This is a genomic window from Micromonospora sp. H61 (assembly GCF_018070325.1).
GTDB lineage: Bacteria > Actinomycetota > Actinomycetes > Mycobacteriales > Micromonosporaceae > Micromonospora > Micromonospora salmantinae.
This window is the reverse complement of sequence record NZ_JAGPXY010000002.1, coordinates 1-17,086: the sequence shown is the minus strand read 5'-3', so window position 1 is coordinate 17,086 and position 17,086 is coordinate 1. Positions and strand designations below refer to the sequence as shown.

Here is a 17,086-nt window from a genome sequence, read left to right as displayed (position 1 = left end):
CGAAAGTGAACGAATTCGGCCTCGCAACCCTCTTGTATGACCACAAGACGGGCGCAGGGTGGTGGCGGGATCAGCGCAACGTGACACTACATTGACTAATTACAATCGAATAACAAATGTAAAGCACGCAGGTCGTACGGGTTGCCACATGGCCGAGGGGCGGACCGCGTCGCGGCCCACCCCTCGGTCGTACGTCCGGTCGTACGCGCGTCAGCGCTGCTCCACCTCGCCCGGAGCCGGTCGCTGGGTCGGCACAGTCGGGTCCTCCGACTTCCAGTTGGTCGTAGCCGGCGGGATCTCGTCGCTCAGTGGCCCGCCGACCGGCTGCGGCCTGGGCTGCTCGACGGTGTCCGTGTCGCGTACCGGTTCCTGGTCCACCCGGGTCGGCGTCGGATCGTCGACCGCCGGCTCGGCGCGGTGCCGGGCCGTCCCACCCTCGGGTCGGATCACCAGCCACACACCGAAGACGACAGCGATCAGACCGAGGACACCAGCGACGATCGGGCCCCAGAAACTGATCAGGCCGATCTTGAAGCGGTTGTCCTTGACCGTCTCGACACTGCGGCTGACAGTGTCGTCGGTGTAGTTGAAGTCCGCGTCCAACAACACCGTGGGGGTGCCGGTGTTGGGGCGCAACTCCTTGTGCTGCTGCTCCCGCACGTTCACGTAGGAGCCGGTGACCGGGTCCACCCAGAGCGTACGGATGTTGCTGTAGACGACCTGGCCGCTGGTGGCGCCGGGCGCGAACTTGCCGACCAGCGTCTGGATGCTGCTCTCCGGGGTGGCCAGCACCTCGTTCTCGATCCGCTGCTCGAAGCGGTACGCCTCGATGCCCTTGATCTTCTCGGTGCCGACGAACTTGGCCGGGACAGCCCGCTTCAGGTCACGGTCGAAGACCTGGTAGTCGCGCTTGGCGGTGCCGAACGGGAACTTGTAGATCTGGCCGGTGTACTTCACGTTGCCGACCGGAGTCCCGTCCGCCCCGGTCTCGTTGAGCCACTGGTCCTTCCACGAGGCGGCCGCACCGGAGATCCGGTAGAGAGCGAGTTCGGTGCTGTACTGGCTGACCACGTCCTGGTTGTCGGTGCGCCGGACCGTCTGGTAGACGTCCCAGATCACCGCGTCGCCCTTGAGGTCCTCGGGCAGCCGATCCTTGGTGTCGTCGGGCTGTGGAATGACCTCCACGTTGGACACCAGGTCGCCCTGCGGAACCTCGATGCTCACCGAGCTGCCGGTGGCCGTGATCTTCAGGAACCTGGCGTTCTTCGCCTCGGCGACGGACGTCGTTGGCTCAAGATCGTAGGGGAGCTTGGTCACGGCGGGGGCCACATAAAACGGCAGCCCGGCCGCGAAGACCAGCAATAAGACGCCAAGCCCGAAGAGCGCGGCGCCCACGCGAAGCTTCACTCATCCTCCTGTAACCTGCCGCCCTACGACCTGTTGTCCGGGGCACCCGATCCTTAACATGGCGGGAGGTTACTCCCCGGTCACCTTCAAAGCGACCCCCTGGATGTCCAGATGTCCACAGCCGCCGCGCCAACAGTTTCGGAGCCTTCGGTAACCGGCCGACTTCCCGCCCTCGACGCGCTGCGAGCAATCGGCGCGGTGGCGGTCGTCGGTCACCACGTCGGGTTCCAGACCGCCGTCACCATGAACACCCCCTGGGGCGGCTGGCTGGCTCGACTGGACGTCGGCGTCGCCATCTTCTTCGTACTGTCCGGGTTTCTGCTGTTTCGGCCGTGGGCGCTCAACGCCGCGACGGGACGGGCCCGACCCCGCGCCAAGCGCTACCTGTGGCGGCGAGCCCTGCGCATTCTGCCCGCCTACTGGTTGGCGATCGTGGTCTGCCTGATCGTCCTGCCGCAGAACGGGCAGGCGTCCGTCGGCGACTGGATCCGCCACCTCACCTTCACCCAGATCTACCAGGCCGGGCAGTTGCGCGCCGGGCTCAGCCAGACCTGGAGTCTCGCCACCGAGGTCGTGTTCTACCTGATCCTGCCGCTGGTCGCCGTGCTCGCCGTCGGCCGGTCCTGGCGTCCGGTCCGGACCATCGTGATCGTCAGCGGAAGTGCGCTGCTGACCGCTGGATGGCTCACCCTGATGGGGCTCGGCTGGCTCGACGCCGCCCTGCACACCATGTGGTTCCCCTCGTACGCCGCCTGGTTCGGCACCGGCATGGCACTGGCGGCGGCGCACGTCGCCCTGCGCACCGGGACCGCGCCCGCGGCCTTCCGGGTCCTGGACGACCTGGCCTCGGCACCGGTCACCTGCTGGGCCGCCGCCGTCGGCCTGATGGCGATCGCGACGACGCCCGTCGCCGGCCCCCGCGACCTCACCGAGCCGACGGCCGCCGAGTTCGGCGTCAAGCTGGCCCTCTACCTCGTGATCGCGGCACTGATCCTGATCCCGGTGGCCTTCGGCGGGCCGAGCCGGGCCAAGGAGATCTTCGGCAGCTCGTCCGCCCGGTGGCTCGGCGCGGTCTCGTACGGGCTGTTCCTGTGGCACCCCATGGTCATCGAACTCATCTACCTGGTCGACGATCGACCGCTGTTCACCGGCGGGCTGCTCAACACCTTCGCCCTCACCATGGCCTTCGGTCTGGTGTACGCAGCGGTCAGCTACTACGGCGTCGAGCGGCCCCTGCAACTGCTCGGGTCGCAGGGTCGGCGCCGATCCACCGGGCGTGGGCGGACGTCCGGGACCTCCGCCACCGACGTGGCCGCACCGGCCACCACGCCGCCGACCGTCGCGGCTGGCACTCCGGTGCCCACTGTCGGCGGGTAGCGCCCAGCGCTGGCCCATCGGGGCATTGCCGGCCGGCACACCAGCCCCTAATGTGACGCGGGTCGCTAAATTACTTGAGAGTAGGGTTCGCGTGGAGCGTCGCTTCGGCATGCCCGGAAACGTGTTGTTCCTCAACTGGCGAGACACCCGCAACCCCGAGGGCGGCGGTTCCGAGGTGTACGTCGAACGGATCGCCGCCGAACTGGTGGCGCGCGGATTCCGCGCCACTCTCTTCTGCGCCGCCCACAGCCAGGCTCCCGCCGACGAGGTCAACGAGGCGGGCGTACGGCTGGTGCGGCGCGGTGGCAGACACAGCGTCTACCTCTGGGCGGCACTCTGTTACGTCGCGGGCGCGCTGGGCATCGGCCCGCTGGCGGCCCGCCGCGGCGGGCGGCCCGACGTCCTTGTCGACGTCTGCAACGGGTTGCCGTTCCTCGCCCCGCTGTGGGCACGACGCCCGGTGGTCAAGCTGATCCACCACGTGCACCGCGAGCAGTGGCCAGTGGTGCTTCCACAGTGGGCTGCCCGGTTCGGCTGGTGGATCGAATCGTCGCTCGCCGTACGCGTCTACCAGCGGTGCCGGTACGTCACCGTCTCCGAGGCGACCCGCCGAGAGTTGGCAGTGCTCGGCGTGCCGCCGGAGCAGGTCTCCGTGGTGCACAACGGCACCCCGACGCTGCCCCACACCGACGCCGAACGGGCGACGTTCCCGCTGCTCGTGACGCTGAACCGGCTGGTGCCCCACAAGCGGGTGGAGGTGGCACTGCGGGCCGTCGCGGCCCTCGCCGACGAGCTGCCCCAACTACGCCTGGTCGTCGCCGGCCAGGGCTGGTGGGAGTCGCACCTGCGTGAACTCGCCGCGGAGCTGGACATCACCGAACGGGTGGACTTCCGGGGCTTCGTGACCGAGGAGGAGAAAGCCGCCCTGCTCGCCTCGGCCTGGGTGGCCCTGACCCCGTCCCTCAAGGAGGGCTGGGGGCTCACGATCGTGGAGGCGGGTTCGGCGGGCACCCCGACTGTGGCGTTCCGAGGAGCGGGCGGAGTCACCGAAGCGGTAGTCGACGGGCGTACCGGCCTGCTGGCCGACGACATCGACGACTACCTGATGAAGGTGCGCACGCTCCTGCACCGGGATGAACTGCGGCGGGAGATGGGCGCTCAGGCCCGGGAGCACGCGGCCAGCTTCACCTGGCAGGCCGCGGGTGGGCGCTTCGAGGCGATCCTGAAGAGTGTGGAGTCGCCCCGCCCAGTGCAGCAGCGGGGCGAACCGTCCTACCTGTCGCCGTAAACCGCTGGGGCGTACGGGTCCTTCTTACCGGCCCGCTTGGCGGCCTCCGAGACGAGCTTGGCCTCACTCGCGGCCTCCTCGTCGGTGGCGGTCGCGGCGGCCGAGATCCCGCCGAGAGCCAGGATCCCCAGCAACGCCGCCACCAGGCCAGACACGACCAGGGTCAGAGCTCTACGCATGCCAATCCTCCAATGGCGAGACGTGCGAGCGGACGTTACCACGCGGTAGCTCGCCGGTGTAGGGCCGAAACGGCGGCAGCGATGACCACCAGAAGGGCAGCGCTGAGGGCCGCCACCACCGCCAGTCGGGCCGGCCCCGACCCGCCCGATTCCCGCACCGTCGCCGGGTTGCGGTACAGCGTCAGGAACGGTCCGTCGTGGACGCGCTCCAGGCCGCCGAGCACCTGAGAGTCGACCTCGCCGGAGACCTCGTGCTGCACCAGGACCCAGCGCACCCCAGTGGTCCAGACCTGCCGGCCCTCGGCCAGCGCCCGGCGCATCTCACGGACGCGCGGGTTCTCGCCGGCCACGGCGACGTCGCCGACCCGGAGCGTGTCGTCGGTCAGGACCGTCCCCGGCAGGTAGCGGGGCGCCGGGTCCAGCACGACCCGACCAGGGTTCCACGGGTACGCCCGGTAGGCGCTCAGCGGCAACGCGAGGATCTCCCCCGGCTCCTCCTCGATGTGCTCGGCCACCCGCTGCCACTCCGCCGGATAGCTCACCGGACGAAGCCGACCGACACCGCCGAACGCCAGGTCCGGCAGGACCGCCACCGGCAGGAACAGCAGCCCGACCAGGACCACCCCGGCCACCTCCCGGTCGATCCGGGCCACCAGCCGCTCGGCCCCCAACGCCGCGCACACCACCAGCAGCAGGGCGTACGGCGCCAGGAACTTCTGCCCATCTCGCAGCAGCCCCGCGCCGGGCAGGTGCACCACCGCCCACCGAAGCGCGGCATCCCCGCCGGGGAGCAGCCCGAAGGCGGCGAGCAGGAAACCGGTCCCGGCGAGCACCGCCAGGCGCGCCACCCCACCCGGGGGTAGCCGGCGCCGCAGCAGGCCCGCACCGACACCGGCCAGGATCAGCAGCACGAGGGTCGCCACCGGCACCAGTGGCACCGCGCGACTGGCGGGGGTGGCCTGTGCGCTCCAGATGCCACCGGTGCCGGCCAGCGCCACCAGCGGACCGGCCCAGTTCTCCGAACGTGCCGCGAACGCCGCCACCCCCGCCGGGTCCGAGGAACTCCCGGCACCGGTGACCAGGGCCGCGACCACCCAGGGGGCGTTGAGCACTCCGACCGCGGCCAACGCCTGCCGGGACCGGTGCGGATGCATTCGCTGCGACACCAGCAGCGACCGGGGCGCGCGCATCCGGTCCGACGTCAGCACCAGCACCGTGCCCAGCGCGATCAGACCGCCGGTCGGCGTGATGGCGGCGGGAGCGGCGGCGAGCACCACCCGGGCGAGCGCGCCGTCGCGCCCGGCCCGCAGGTCCAGCACCGCCCGCACCAGCCAGGGCAGCGCGGCGTACGCGAGCAGCAGCCCCCACTGCCCGATCAGCAACCGCTCGGCGAGGTACGGCGACCACGCGTACGCCAACGCGGCGAACAGCCGGACCGCGCGCCGTTCGGTCGGCACCAACCGGCCGGCGCCGACCGCCGCGAGGAAGACCGCCCCGGCGAGCGCCAGCCGCTGCACCAACCAGCCCGGCACGAGCTGGGTGACCAGCGAGACCAGCGCGTCCATCGGCACCGCCCGGGGCAGACTCTGCGCCGGGGCCACGAGATCCCAGGTCAACGGCTGCCGGGGTACGAACACCATGTCGTACAGCAACGCGTAGCCGGGCGTCGCCAGCGGGGCCAGCACCACCACAGTGACGGCCGCCGCGACCGCGTACAGCGACAGCGTGTCCCGCGCTCGCCGAACCGGTGCGGCCTCGACGCCGTCGGTCGGCTCAACCATTCACGATGCCGGCACCGCCCGGCCGACGGTGATCAGCTCGGTGCACACCCCGACCCCTGGCGTCTGGACGGTGACCTCGACGGCGTCCCCCGCACCCTCCAACAGGAAGAACAGGTCGTTCAGCCCGCGTCGCAGGGTGATCTCGCGGGTGGCGTCGCCGAGCCGGAACAGCGCTGTCGAGTCACCCGAGCTGAGGTAGCCGAAGTGCACCGCGTACGGCCACTCCACCAGGTACCCGTCCAACGGGATCCGAGTGGGTCGGCCGCCCTGGGCCAGGTGCCCGCAACCGTCCACCGGGCCGGGCACGATCTTCCGTCCCTGGACCGCTACCGGACGGATCCGGCCGAGATCGTCGAACGTCGACGGTCGCGCGGCCTCCGTCACGAAGGTGGGTCGACGCTCGGCCGGGCGGAAGAAGTGCGACTGGAGATTGTCCGGCCAGAAGTAACCGGCGATCACCCGGTCCGGGACGGCGGTGTCGAAGAAGACGGTGCCCGGCGGCGCTGCGGCGAGCTCGGCCTGCGTCGTCGCGAGATAGTCCCGCCCGTACTTCGTACTCCAGTTGTCCCCGAAACGGGCAGTGCTCCACAGGGTGCCCACGCCGATGGTCGCCAGGACGACGATCATCGAGACCAGGCCGACAGCGAACGCGCCCGGCTCCCGCAGGACCGTCGGCACCGGCCACGCCGACACCTCGTCCTCGTCGGTGTCCTTGATCCCCAGCAGGGCCGCGCCCACACAGATCGCGGCGACCAGCACCACGTCGGCGACGTACCGGGGGACGACGCCGACCAGAGGGCCGAGCGGCCCGCCCAGCCGGGTGACGGCGAAGAGCGCGGCGACCAGACCGAGATAGGAGGTGAGCAGCAGCCAGGCCCGGCCGGCCGACGGACGCCGCCGGACGGTGACCACGACGAGCGTCGCCAGCACCGCCCACGACAACCACTTGGCGATGTCGTACGGGTCGACGAGCGGGGGGCCGTCACCGGCGTAGGTCCAACGCCAGGGACCTCCGAGCAGACCCGGCACCACTGTCTCGCCGACCAGGTCACCGAGGAAGTTGAAGACCGGACCGACGGACGCGGGTTCGTCCAGTTGGCGGGCGGCGGGACGGGTCAGGTAGAACGCCAGGTATCCCCCCGACAGCGCGCTGAGCATCAGCCAGGCCGGCCAGTGCCGGCGGACCGCCGTGGCGAGACTGCGCCACACTCCACCGGAGGTGAAGAGGAAGACGGTCAGCAGGAACAGCAACGGCACGATCAGCAGGGACTTGGTGTCGAAGAGCAGGCCGAACACCAGCCACAGCGCGACCGCCACGAGGTGCCGCAGGCGACCTGTCCGCACGTACCGGACCTGGGCTGCCACCGCCATGACCAGGGCCAACTGCATCGGCAGCACGAGCAGCCCGACCAACCACAGCGAGGAGACCTCGAGCGTCAGTGGGCAGAACACGAACAGGCACAACGGAATGAGCAGGCCCCAGCTTGGCCGGAGCAGATCGCGCAGCAGCCGGTACACAGCGATCCCGGTCGCCGCCTGGCCAACCGCCAGCAGCAACACCCACGGCCAGGTGGCGAAGCCCGCCGCCCGCACCATCGCCCACGCCACAAACAGGCCGCCGGGCATGAGGTGGTTGTTGAACGTACGCAGGAGATAGTCCGCGTCCAGCCCGGTGTCGAGGACCTGGGCGGCGATGACGAACTCGTCCTGCGAGAACCAACCACGGGTGGCGAGGCCGGCGCGCCAGGCGACGGACACCGCGATGAGGGCGATCGCCACGGCGCGGACAGGGTCGGCGCGGAGCCATCGGCCGATCGGCCCGGGCCCGTCGCCGTCGGACGAGACGCGTTCCGGATGCGTCTCGGCCTCAGCTTCTGGCATTGACATGGTCGGCAGCCTGCCACACGCTTACACGCCGTGGGGACGGCCGTTCTCCCGATAACGCCACCGCAGCGCCCCTGGTCGCCCGTCCGTGCCCGGTCCGGATAACGTCGCGCGACAGTCGTCGGCTGCAGGTGCGCGTCCGGCCGGTGAAGACAGGAGCCGAAATGCGTGCAGAGGTGGCCAGTGGCGCCGCTCCGGGGTCCAGCCGGAGCCGGCACACGGCCCGACGGTTCCGGCACCTGGTCATCTGCATCGCTCTCACCGCCCTCGCCTTCCAGCAGGCCCCGGGCCAGGTCGTCCCGGACACCAAGGTCGACCTGTTCGTCAACCCGACCGGGTGGCTGCTCCGCTCGCTGCACCTGTGGGACCCCACCGGCACGTTCGGCCAACTACAGAACCAGGCGTACGGCTATCTCTGGCCGATGGGCCCGTTCTTCCTGCTCGGGTCGGAGTCCGGCCTCGCGCCGTGGGTGGTGCAGCGACTGTGGTGGGCACTGCTCTTCTGTGTCGCCTACCTGGGGGCCGTGCGCCTGGCGGGCCGGCTCAACATCGGAACCCCCGCCGGGCGCATGATCGCCGGCGTCGCCTTCGCGCTGTCACCGCGCATCCTCACCCAGCTCGGCTGGTCCTCGGTGGAAGCCTGGCCCAGCGCCGTCGCCCCCTGGGTGCTCATTCCCCTCGTCGGTCTCGCCGCCGGCACGCGACTGCGACGCGCCGTCGCCGCGTCAGCCATCGCCGTCGCCTGCGCCGGTGGGGTCAACGCCACTGCCGTGTTCGCTGTGGTGCCACTGGCCCTGCTCTGGCTCGCCACCGTCCAGCCCGTACGCCGCCGGGTCACCGCCATCGCCGCCTGGTGTGGCGCGGTGGCCCTGGCCACCGCGTGGTGGTTGGTTCCGCTGCTGGTCCTCGGGCGGTACAGCCCACCCTTCCTGGACTACATCGAGACCGCCCGAAACACCACGAGCGTCACCGACGGGGTGACCACCCTGCGCGGCGCCTCCTACTGGGTCGCCTACCTGGCCTCCCCGTTCGGACCGACCATCCCGTCCGGTGCGCGACTCGCCAACGAGGCGGTGCTGGTCGCCGCCACCCTGGCGGTCGCCGCCCTCGGTGTGCTCGGGCTGTCCCGACGGGGGATGCCGCACCGCCGGTTCCTCATCACCGGTCTGGTGCTCGGCGTCGCGCTCGTCGGCCTCGGGCATGTCGGCGACCTGCCGAACATCCTCGCCGGGCCGCAGCGGGAGTTCCTCGACGGCGTCGGCGCACCCCTGCGCAACGTGCACAAGTTCGACGTCCTGCTCCGCCTACCCCTGTGCCTGGGCATGGCGCACCTGATCGGGTTGGCCGTCCGGGCGGCGCGCACCGCGCCCGCGCGGCACCGTCGGCGAACCGTCGCACGCGCCTGGCTGACCGCCGGCACCGCCATCGTCGCCGTCACGGCGGTCGCCACACCCGCCCTCGCGGGCGGTCTCGCCACCCCGGGCAGCGTGAAGGAGGTGCCCGGCTACTGGCACGACGCCACCGACTGGCTCGACGCGAACACGGGGCGCGGGCGGGTGCTCGTCGTACCCGGGGCGCGTTTTCCGTCGTACGACTGGGGCAACACCACCGACGAGATCACCCAGCCGCTGCTCAACAGCCGGTGGGCGGTACGCAACGCCATCCCCTTCACCCCACCGACCACGATCCGACTGCTGGACGTGATCGAGGCGACGCTCGCCACCGGCGCCGGATCGACCGGCCTGGCGGACCTGCTGGCCCGATCCGGAATCAGCCACGTCCTGTTCCGCGCCGACCTCGACCACGGCCGCTCCGACACGGCCCGCCCAACGGTGGTCCGGCAGGCGCTGGAGCGCTCACCCGGGTTGACCCGCGTCACGTCCTTCGGCCCCCTGCGCGGCGGGCCCTCGTCCCCCGACGAGTTCCGCGACCACGGGCTCGACGTGCCCGTCCGGGCGCTGGAGGTCTACCGGGTCGACCGGCCCGTCGAGCCGGTGGTCGCCTACGACAGAACCGACGTGACCACTGTGGTCGGCGGCCCCGAATCACTGCTCGACCTCGCCGCGGCGGGGCAGCTCGGCCCGGCGCCCACCGTCCTGGCCGGCGACGCGTCGACCGCCGACGTCGCCGGACCGGTGGCGATGACCGATGGTCTGCGCAGGCGGGACGTGTCGTTCGGCGGACTGCGGGACAACACCTCCCAGACGTTGACCGCCGACGACACCTTCGAGGTCACCGCGCCCGCCCACGACTACCTGCCCGAGTGGGGCGCAGAGCACTCCACCGTCGCCCGTTTCGAGGGCATCAACGCGATCCGCACCTCCACCGCCCGTTCCCAGGTGGGCTCCCCCGGCGGTGCCCGCCCCGAGCACCAGCCGTACGCGGCGATGGACGGCAACCCGGCGACCTCCTGGCAGTCCGCGCCGTACTCGCCCAGCGACCAACAGTGGATCGAGGTGGGCCTCGCCAACCCGACGACTGTCACCCGGGTCGAGGTGTGGTTCGACCTGAAGGCCGATGCCCTGCCCACGACAGTGACCGTCAGCGCCGGGTACGAGAGCAGCACCATCGAACAGTTCAGCGACCACATGGTGTTCGAACTGCCCGGTGTCCACGCCACCCGCGAGGTCCGGGTCTCGGTCGACAGCGCGTACGACCTGCGTCCGTTCGGAAACGGCTCGGTCGGCATCGCCGAGATCAAGATTCCGGGCATCCAGACCAGCCGCACCCTGGTCCTGCCCGCCGCACCGGTCACCGACCGACCGGCGACCGTCGTCGTGTCCGCGGCACCCACCACGCCGGCCTGCTTCTCCGTCGACGGGTACCCGCGCTGCTCCACCGACGCCATCCGTGGTTCCGAGGACGGGTCCACCATCGACCGGACCCTGACCCTGCCGGCGGCCGGCGCGTACGACGCCAAGCTGTGGGCGCGGCCCACGGCCGGCCCCGACCTGGACAACGCCCTCGACAAGTTGGTGACCGACGCGCAACCGCTGCGGCTCGCGGCGCAGATCAGCGCCTCCTCGACGGCAGTGCCCGACCCGACCGGCCGGGCCGGGGCGGCACTCGACGGAAACCCGGCCACCAGTTGGTCACCGGCGATCGACGACGAGGCACCGATCCTGCGACTCAAGTGGCTCAAGCCGCAGACCATCACCGGGCTCCGCTTCTCCGTCGACGACAAGACACCCGCCACCCGTCTCGGCAGTGTGCGGGTGGTCGGCGACGACGGCTTCCGCAGCAGCCTGCTCGGCGACGACGGGCTGCTCCGCCTGGACCCGCCGATGCGGACCGACGAGATCACCATCCAGTTCCTCGACAAACCGTCCGCCACCAGCACCGACCCGTACAAGCTGCGGTTGCCGGAGCGGTTGCCGATCGCGGTCGGCGAGGTGACAGTGTTACCCGGAGCGCCCACCGTCGGACCGCGTTCCGACGCACCACTGGCGCTGGCCTGCGGATCGGGGCCGACGCTCCAGATCGGCGCGGCGCGGGTCACCACCACGCTGCGCGGCACGCTCCGCGACCTGCTGGAAATGCGCGAGATGCCGGTGACGCCGTGCGGCCGGGCCACGCCCCGGCAGCTTGACCTGGGCCGCGGGGAGCACCGGATCGTCGCCACCCCGAGCCAGCTGGCCTCGCCCACCAGGGTCGCCCTGGTACCGAAGACGACCACCCCGACCTCGGCGACCGCCAGCGGCACCGAGATCGAATCCTGGGCGGCCACCGAGCGACGGGTGCGGGTGGCCGGTCACCCCGTCGACCGGGTGCTCGCCGTACGGGAGAACACCAACACCGGCTGGCAGGCAACCATCGGCGGACGGACGCTGAAACCACTTGTGGTGGACGGATGGCAGCAGGGCTGGATCCTTCCCGCCGGCGCGTCCGGAGAGGTGCTGTTGCGTTTCGCACCGGACACGCCGTACCGGGTGGGGCTTCTCCTCGGCGGCGTTCTGCTCGCCGTGGTGGTCCTGCTCGCTGTGGTGCCCGCCCGACAGCCCACCGGGCGAACCTCGGCGACCGTCCCACCGCGCGGCCGACGTCGGGTCACCCGCTCGCTGCCGCTGCTTGCCGTCGGGGCCGCCGCGCTGGTGCTGTGGAGCGGCCTCATCGGCGGCCTGCTGGTCGCGGCCGGATTCATGCTGGCGGTACCCGGCCCACGCCGCCTGCCCTGGCCGGCCGACCCACGCCGGGCCAGGACGATCAGCCGGGCCGTCGAGACCTGGCTCCCCGGCGCGCTCGTCCTGCTCGCCGGGTTGCTCTACCTCGACTCGACACGACGGAACACCGACGCGCTCGTGCAACTCACCATCGTCGTCGCCCTGGGTGCCCTCTGGCTCTCCACCGCCGCCCGACGACGGCCCGTACGCCGGGCCAGGCCGACCGCCGCGACCCCAGCGGTTGCGGCGGCTGCGCTGCTCGCGGAGGGACCGAAGCCGTACCCGGCCGAGCCGGACGCCACCGAGCCGGCGGGGCCCGGCCAGTCGGCTGGACCAGCCGACGGGCAGCTCCCGACCTTCTCCGAGATCACGTGAGCTTCCGACGACCCGCCCGTCGGGAGAGGACGGCCCAGACGGAGCTGACACGCGGATGGAGTACGGGCCTCGGCGCTGCCGGGGTCAGCGTCACAGTGGCCGGGGTCCTGGTCAACGGCCTGGCGTACCTGGTGCCGGTACTGGCCGCCCGACGGCTCGACCCGGCCGACCTCAGCGCGCTCGCCACCGCCCTCGGTCTGGTGGCCATCGTCGGTGTGCCCGGGCTCGGCCTGCAACTGGCCGTCGCCGTGCACCGCGCCCGGCACGGCGCCTCCGACACTCGGCGGCTCACCGCTGTCACCGCGGCAGTGTGCGCGGGGACCCTCGTCGCGGCGACACCACTGCTGGTCACCGCCCTGGATCTCCCGGTAGAGATGCCCGCGCTGCTGGCGGTCACCGCCGCGGCGATCGTGCTCTCCTCCCGGTCCCTCGGAGAGTTGCAGGGTGGCCAACGCTTCGTACGACTCGCCGTCGGGATGGCCGTGCTCGCCGCCGGCCGCTACGGCGGCGTGCTCGCCGGATTGCTGCTCGGCGCGGGACCGACCGGCGCGCTGGCGGTCGGCGCGTTGACCGCTGTCCTCACCCCTGCGGTGCTGGCCCGACTCGCCCGCGAGCCCCAACGGTCGTCCACCGCCCCACGGCTGACCGTCGCTCAGGTCGTTGCCGGCTGCGGTGCGACGCTGGCGATGCTCGTCGTCTCCTACGCCGACCTGCTGCTGTCCCGGCAACTGCTGTCCCCGTCGGATTCCGGGGCGTACTCGGTCGGCACCGTCCTGAGCAAGGGTGCGCTCTGGGCACCGCAGGTCGCCGCCGTCCTCGCCCTACCTAGGCTGGCCCGCGGTGACCGGCGCAGCCGAACGGTTGCGCTCGCGGTGACAGGCGGGTGTGGCGTGGTGCTGGTCCTCGCCTCGACGCTCGCCGGAGGGCTCGCGTTCCGCCTCGCCGGTGGGCCCGACTACGACCACCTGGGCCGGTACGCGCCAGTCTTCGCGGCGGTCGGTGCGCTCTACGCGGTGACGTTCGTGCTGCTCAACGACCGCCTCGCGGCCGGCGCACGCTGGGCGGCGGCACCGCTGTGGGTGGGCGTGGCCGGCCTGGTGGCCGTCACCGCGACCCTCCGGCCACACACCGTCCCCGGTCTCCTCCTCGCGGCGGTGGGCACTGCCATCGTCACCACCGCGCTGATGGCGGTGACGGCCCGTCGGCCCGCGCCGGTTCCGGCGGCCCAGCCGACTAGCCCTCCGCGAGCCAGTCCGTCAGCAGTCGGTGGTCGATCGAGTCCACCCGACCGAGCGGACGACCCGAGGCCACCCGGCCCCGCAGCTCCGCCCGGGTGAACCAGCGCGCCTCCAACAACTCCTCGCCGTCCACGCGTACCTCGTCGGAGGTCGCGGTGGCCCGGAAGCCCACCATCAGGCCGGCGGGGAACGGCCACGCCTGTGACCCCTGGTAGGTCACGTCGGTGACTGTCACGCCCGCCTCCTCGCCCATCTCCCGGCGGACCGCGTCCTCCAGGCTCTCGCCGATCTCGACGAAGCCGGCCAGCGTCGAGTACGCGTCCTCGGCCGCGCCCGCGTGCCGGGCCAGCAGACAGCGCCCCGACCGGGCGGGCGCCTCGACCAACACGATGACGGCCGGCTCGATCCGGGGGAACAGCAGACGTCCGCACTCCGTGCCGGTGCAGGTCCGCAGGTGCCCGCCGCCGCCAGCGACGGCCGGCGCGCCGCACGTCCCGCAGAATCGCTGCTGCCGGTGCCAGTGCAACAAACCCCTGGCGTACGCCAGGACGGACGCGTCGCCGGGTTCGAGCCGCCCGACCAGTGCCCGCACGTCGACGGACCGCACCGCACCGGCCATCTCGACGGCGGACCGCTCGGGGAGCGCGGAGAGGTCCGCGGTGAACACGGCGGCCTCCCCGTCGAGCCCCAGGAAGACGGTCTCGCCGGCGGCGGACCGGACCAGCGCCGCGCGCTCCGCGCTGAGCCGAACCGGCCCGTGCCCGTCCACGAGACAACGGTCCCGCCACATCGGCAGCAGCACGCTGGTCGCCTCGGTGAGCAGCACGCCCAACCGCGTCGGATCGGTGCGCAACGGTCCAGCGCGGTCCAGCGATCCGCCCCCGTACGCCAACACCCGCTCCGCAGTGTCCACCCGGTCACCGTGCCACGTCGGCGGTGGGTCGTCGGCACCGCCCCCGGACCGGTGCGACACGCCGAACGACACGCGGTAGCAGCGCCTGGTGGGCGTAGCCGACGAGGACGGCCGGGCATTCGTTACCGTAGGTGCCTCCGGGAGGGAGGACCTCCTGCGGCACCCTGGCGATCGAGGTTGCAGTGACGCTGTACGGCGAAAACAGTCCACCCGCCGACGACCGGCCCACGGTGCAGGTCACCGCGGTCACCTGGCCGGACGACGGAGCTGAGCCGGTCACCACAGCCGCTCCCGGCGAGCCGGACGGCGGCCCGCGCCGGACGCGTCGGGTGCGCATGCTGCTCGCCGCCGGCATCACCGGTGGCGTCCTCGCCGCCGTGGCGGGTGCCGGCGCCTGGGCGTACGCCGGTGACGTTCCCCGTGGCACCACCGTGCTCGGCACCGAACTGGGCGGCCGGAGCCGCGCGGACGCCGACCGGGAGTTGCGGGCGGAGCTGGACCGCCGGGCGGCAACCCTCGCCACGCCGCTGAAGGTCACCGTCGACGGACGCACCGCCGAGATCAACCCCGCCGACGTGGGGCTGACCGTCGACGTCCCGGCGACCGTCGCGGCAGCCGCTGAGGCCGACGCCCACCCGGTCAGCCGGCTGGTCGGCTCCCGCACCGTCGAGCCGGTGGTGACCGTCGACGTGGGCCGATTGGACGACGCGCTCCGTAAGGTGCTCGGCAACCAGGCCCAGGGCATGACGATGCCGGCGATCACCTATCAGGGCACCACGCCGAAGGTCGTACAGCCCAAGCCTGGGCTGGCTCTGAACCCGGAGCGTTCCGCCGAGGTGGTCCGCGCCGGCTGGCTGGCCGGCGCCCCGGTCACCGTGCCCCTGGTGGAGACCCACCCGGCCACCACTCCGGAGGAGTTGGACCGGATGGTCAGCGAGCTGGCGAAGCCGGCGGTCGCCGCGCCGGTCACCCTGCGCACCAGCAAGGGTCAGGTGTCGATCCCGCCCGCCGCCATCGCGAAGAGCCTCCGGTTCGGCGCCGACAAGACCGGCAAGCTCACTCCCTCGGTGGACGTCAAGCGGCTGCGAGCGGCGCTCGGCGACAAACTGGCCGCCATCGAGGTGCCGCCGAAGGACGCCACCATGACGATTTCCGGTGGCCGGCCCACCGCCAAGGAGGGGCGATCCGGGCAGCAGCTGGACACAGCAGCCCTCGGTCGAGACCTGCTGGCCGTGCTACCGAAGGCGGACGGCCGCGAGGTGACCGGCGAGTTGAAGCCGACGCCGCCGCAGCTGACCGCGGAGAAGCTCGCCGGCCTGGGCATCAAGGAGCGGGTGTCGACCTTCACCACCCGGTTCACCGGCGGCATGGCCTCGTCGCGCAGTCAGAACATCGCGACCATCGCGAGGAAGGTGGACGGCACCGTCGTACTACCTGGGAAGACGTTCTCGCTCAACGGGCACACCGGCGAGCGCGGCTACGCCCAGGGCTACCGGGACGCACCTGTCATCCTCGATGGCAAACTGGTGCCGGGCGTCGGCGGCGGCACCTCGCAGTTCACCACCACGCTGTTCAACGCGACCTACTACGCCGGCTTGGAAGACGTCGAGCACAAGCCGCACTCGTACTGGTTCGACAGGTACCCGGCGGTCATCGAGTCGACGATCTTCTGGCCGAACCTGGACTTCAAGTTCCGCAACAACACCGAGTACGGCGTGCTCATCGACACGTCGTACACCTCCAGCACGATCACCGTGTCGATCTGGAGCACGAAGATCTACGACAGCGTGAAGACCGAGTACGGGCCGCGCCGCAACATCACGACGCCGAAGCAGATCCATCTGGCTCCCGGCCCCTCCTGCATCGAGACCAACGGCATCAACGGCTTCACCCAGGACGCCTTCCGGGTCATCAAGAAGGGCGGCGTGGTGGTCAAGCGGGAGAAGTTCTCCTGGCGCTACGACGCGGAGCCCCGCTACGTCTGCGGGCCGAAGACGCCCTGAGGATCCAACCGTTCCGGGTCGATCCTTCCCTGAGGCCGCCCTGCTCCGGGTCCAGCTCAGGGTCTGGGGTCAGCTCAGGTCCGGCGTCAGGTCACCGGTGTTGCCGCCGTGTCCATTGCGCTTGCCGCCCTGCGGTGGCATCGGGACCGTGCGCGTCTCCCGAGGCCGAGCCTAGCCCCGAGCGCCAGACCGAGCCCTGAACCGCCGCGATCTTGCACTTTCGGTCGTCGTAACGCGAACTCTGAGCCGGTTTGTCGCCGCAGAAACTGCAAGATCGCGGGGGTGAGATGGAGCGCGGGGCAGACCCCAGGGGGCAGACGCAGATTAGGCCACCCCCGGTGGGGGTGGCCTAATCTGGAAGATTGTCCGGCGGCGTCCTACTCTCCCACACCCTCACGAGTGCAGTACCATCGGCGCTGGAGGGCTTAGCTTCCGGGTTCGGAATGTAACCGGGCGTTTCCCCTCCGCCATGACCGCCGTA

General features: G+C 71.5%; 10 protein-coding genes and 1 rRNA gene. 5 read left to right on the top strand and 6 right to left on the bottom strand.

Annotated features, from left to right (window positions below; genetic code table 11):
* Positions 1-210: 210 nt before the first annotated feature.
* A complete protein-coding gene (locus KBX08_RS01555; RefSeq protein WP_210780726.1) occupies positions 211-1,407 on the bottom strand; it encodes a DUF3068 domain-containing protein in 1,197 nt (398 codons plus the stop codon).
* Between the two features lie 111 nt (positions 1,408-1,518).
* Here KBX08_RS01555 and KBX08_RS01550 point away from each other — a divergent pair, with 111 nt between their 5' ends.
* Both KBX08_RS01550 and KBX08_RS01545 read left to right on the top strand, forming a co-directional pair.
* Positions 1,519-2,784: an acyltransferase gene (locus KBX08_RS01550; protein WP_210780725.1), complete on the top strand. Its 1,266-nt coding sequence runs from the start codon at positions 1,519-1,521 to the stop codon at positions 2,782-2,784.
* Positions 2,785-2,893: 109 nt separating this feature from the next.
* On the top strand, positions 2,894-4,072 hold the full coding sequence (locus KBX08_RS01545) for a glycosyltransferase family 4 protein (protein WP_210780917.1): 1,179 nt from the start codon (positions 2,894-2,896) through the stop codon (positions 4,070-4,072).
* Here KBX08_RS01545 and KBX08_RS01540 read toward each other — a convergent pair.
* The 3 genes from KBX08_RS01540 to KBX08_RS01530 are packed head-to-tail and all read right to left on the bottom strand — an operon-like array spanning position 4,057 to position 7,913.
* Positions 4,057-4,251 carry a hypothetical protein gene (locus KBX08_RS01540; RefSeq protein ID WP_112589285.1) on the bottom strand — a complete coding sequence of 65 codons (195 nt, stop codon included), beginning with the start codon at positions 4,249-4,251 and terminating at the stop codon, positions 4,057-4,059. The genes KBX08_RS01545 and KBX08_RS01540 overlap by 16 nt on opposite strands.
* Before the next feature lie 35 nt (positions 4,252-4,286).
* The gene (locus KBX08_RS01535) at positions 4,287-6,032 is read right to left on the bottom strand and encodes a hypothetical protein (RefSeq protein ID WP_210780724.1); all 1,746 of its coding nucleotides are present in this window, start codon (positions 6,030-6,032) and stop codon (positions 4,287-4,289) included.
* Positions 6,033-7,913, bottom strand: a complete 1,881-nt coding sequence (locus KBX08_RS01530) for a hypothetical protein (protein WP_374101926.1) — start codon at positions 7,911-7,913, stop codon at positions 6,033-6,035. It abuts the gene before it with no gap.
* A gap of 167 nt (positions 7,914-8,080) precedes the next feature.
* Between KBX08_RS01530 and KBX08_RS01525 the strand changes: the two genes are divergently transcribed.
* Positions 8,081-12,451, top strand: coding sequence for an alpha-(1->3)-arabinofuranosyltransferase (locus KBX08_RS01525; protein WP_210780723.1), 4,371 nt, complete (start codon positions 8,081-8,083; stop codon positions 12,449-12,451).
* On the top strand, positions 12,448-13,788 hold the full coding sequence (locus KBX08_RS01520) for a lipopolysaccharide biosynthesis protein (protein ID WP_372494842.1): 1,341 nt from the start codon (positions 12,448-12,450) through the stop codon (positions 13,786-13,788). The genes KBX08_RS01525 and KBX08_RS01520 overlap by 4 nt, the downstream gene beginning before the upstream one ends.
* Here KBX08_RS01520 and nudC read toward each other — a convergent pair.
* Entirely contained in the window at positions 13,685-14,602 is a 918-nt protein-coding gene (gene nudC, locus KBX08_RS01515) for an NAD(+) diphosphatase (protein WP_210780722.1), read from the bottom strand. The two genes, KBX08_RS01520 and nudC, sit on opposite strands and share 104 nt — an antisense overlap.
* Positions 14,603-14,784: 182 nt before the next feature.
* Here nudC and KBX08_RS01510 point away from each other — a divergent pair, with 182 nt between their 5' ends.
* Positions 14,785-16,605 carry a VanW family protein gene (locus KBX08_RS01510; RefSeq protein ID WP_210780721.1) on the top strand — a complete coding sequence of 607 codons (1,821 nt, stop codon included), beginning with the start codon at positions 14,785-14,787 and terminating at the stop codon, positions 16,603-16,605.
* 364 nt (positions 16,606-16,969) lie between these two features.
* Here the strand turns inward: KBX08_RS01510 and rrf are convergent.
* A 5S ribosomal RNA gene (rrf, locus tag KBX08_RS01505) occupies positions 16,970-17,086 on the bottom strand.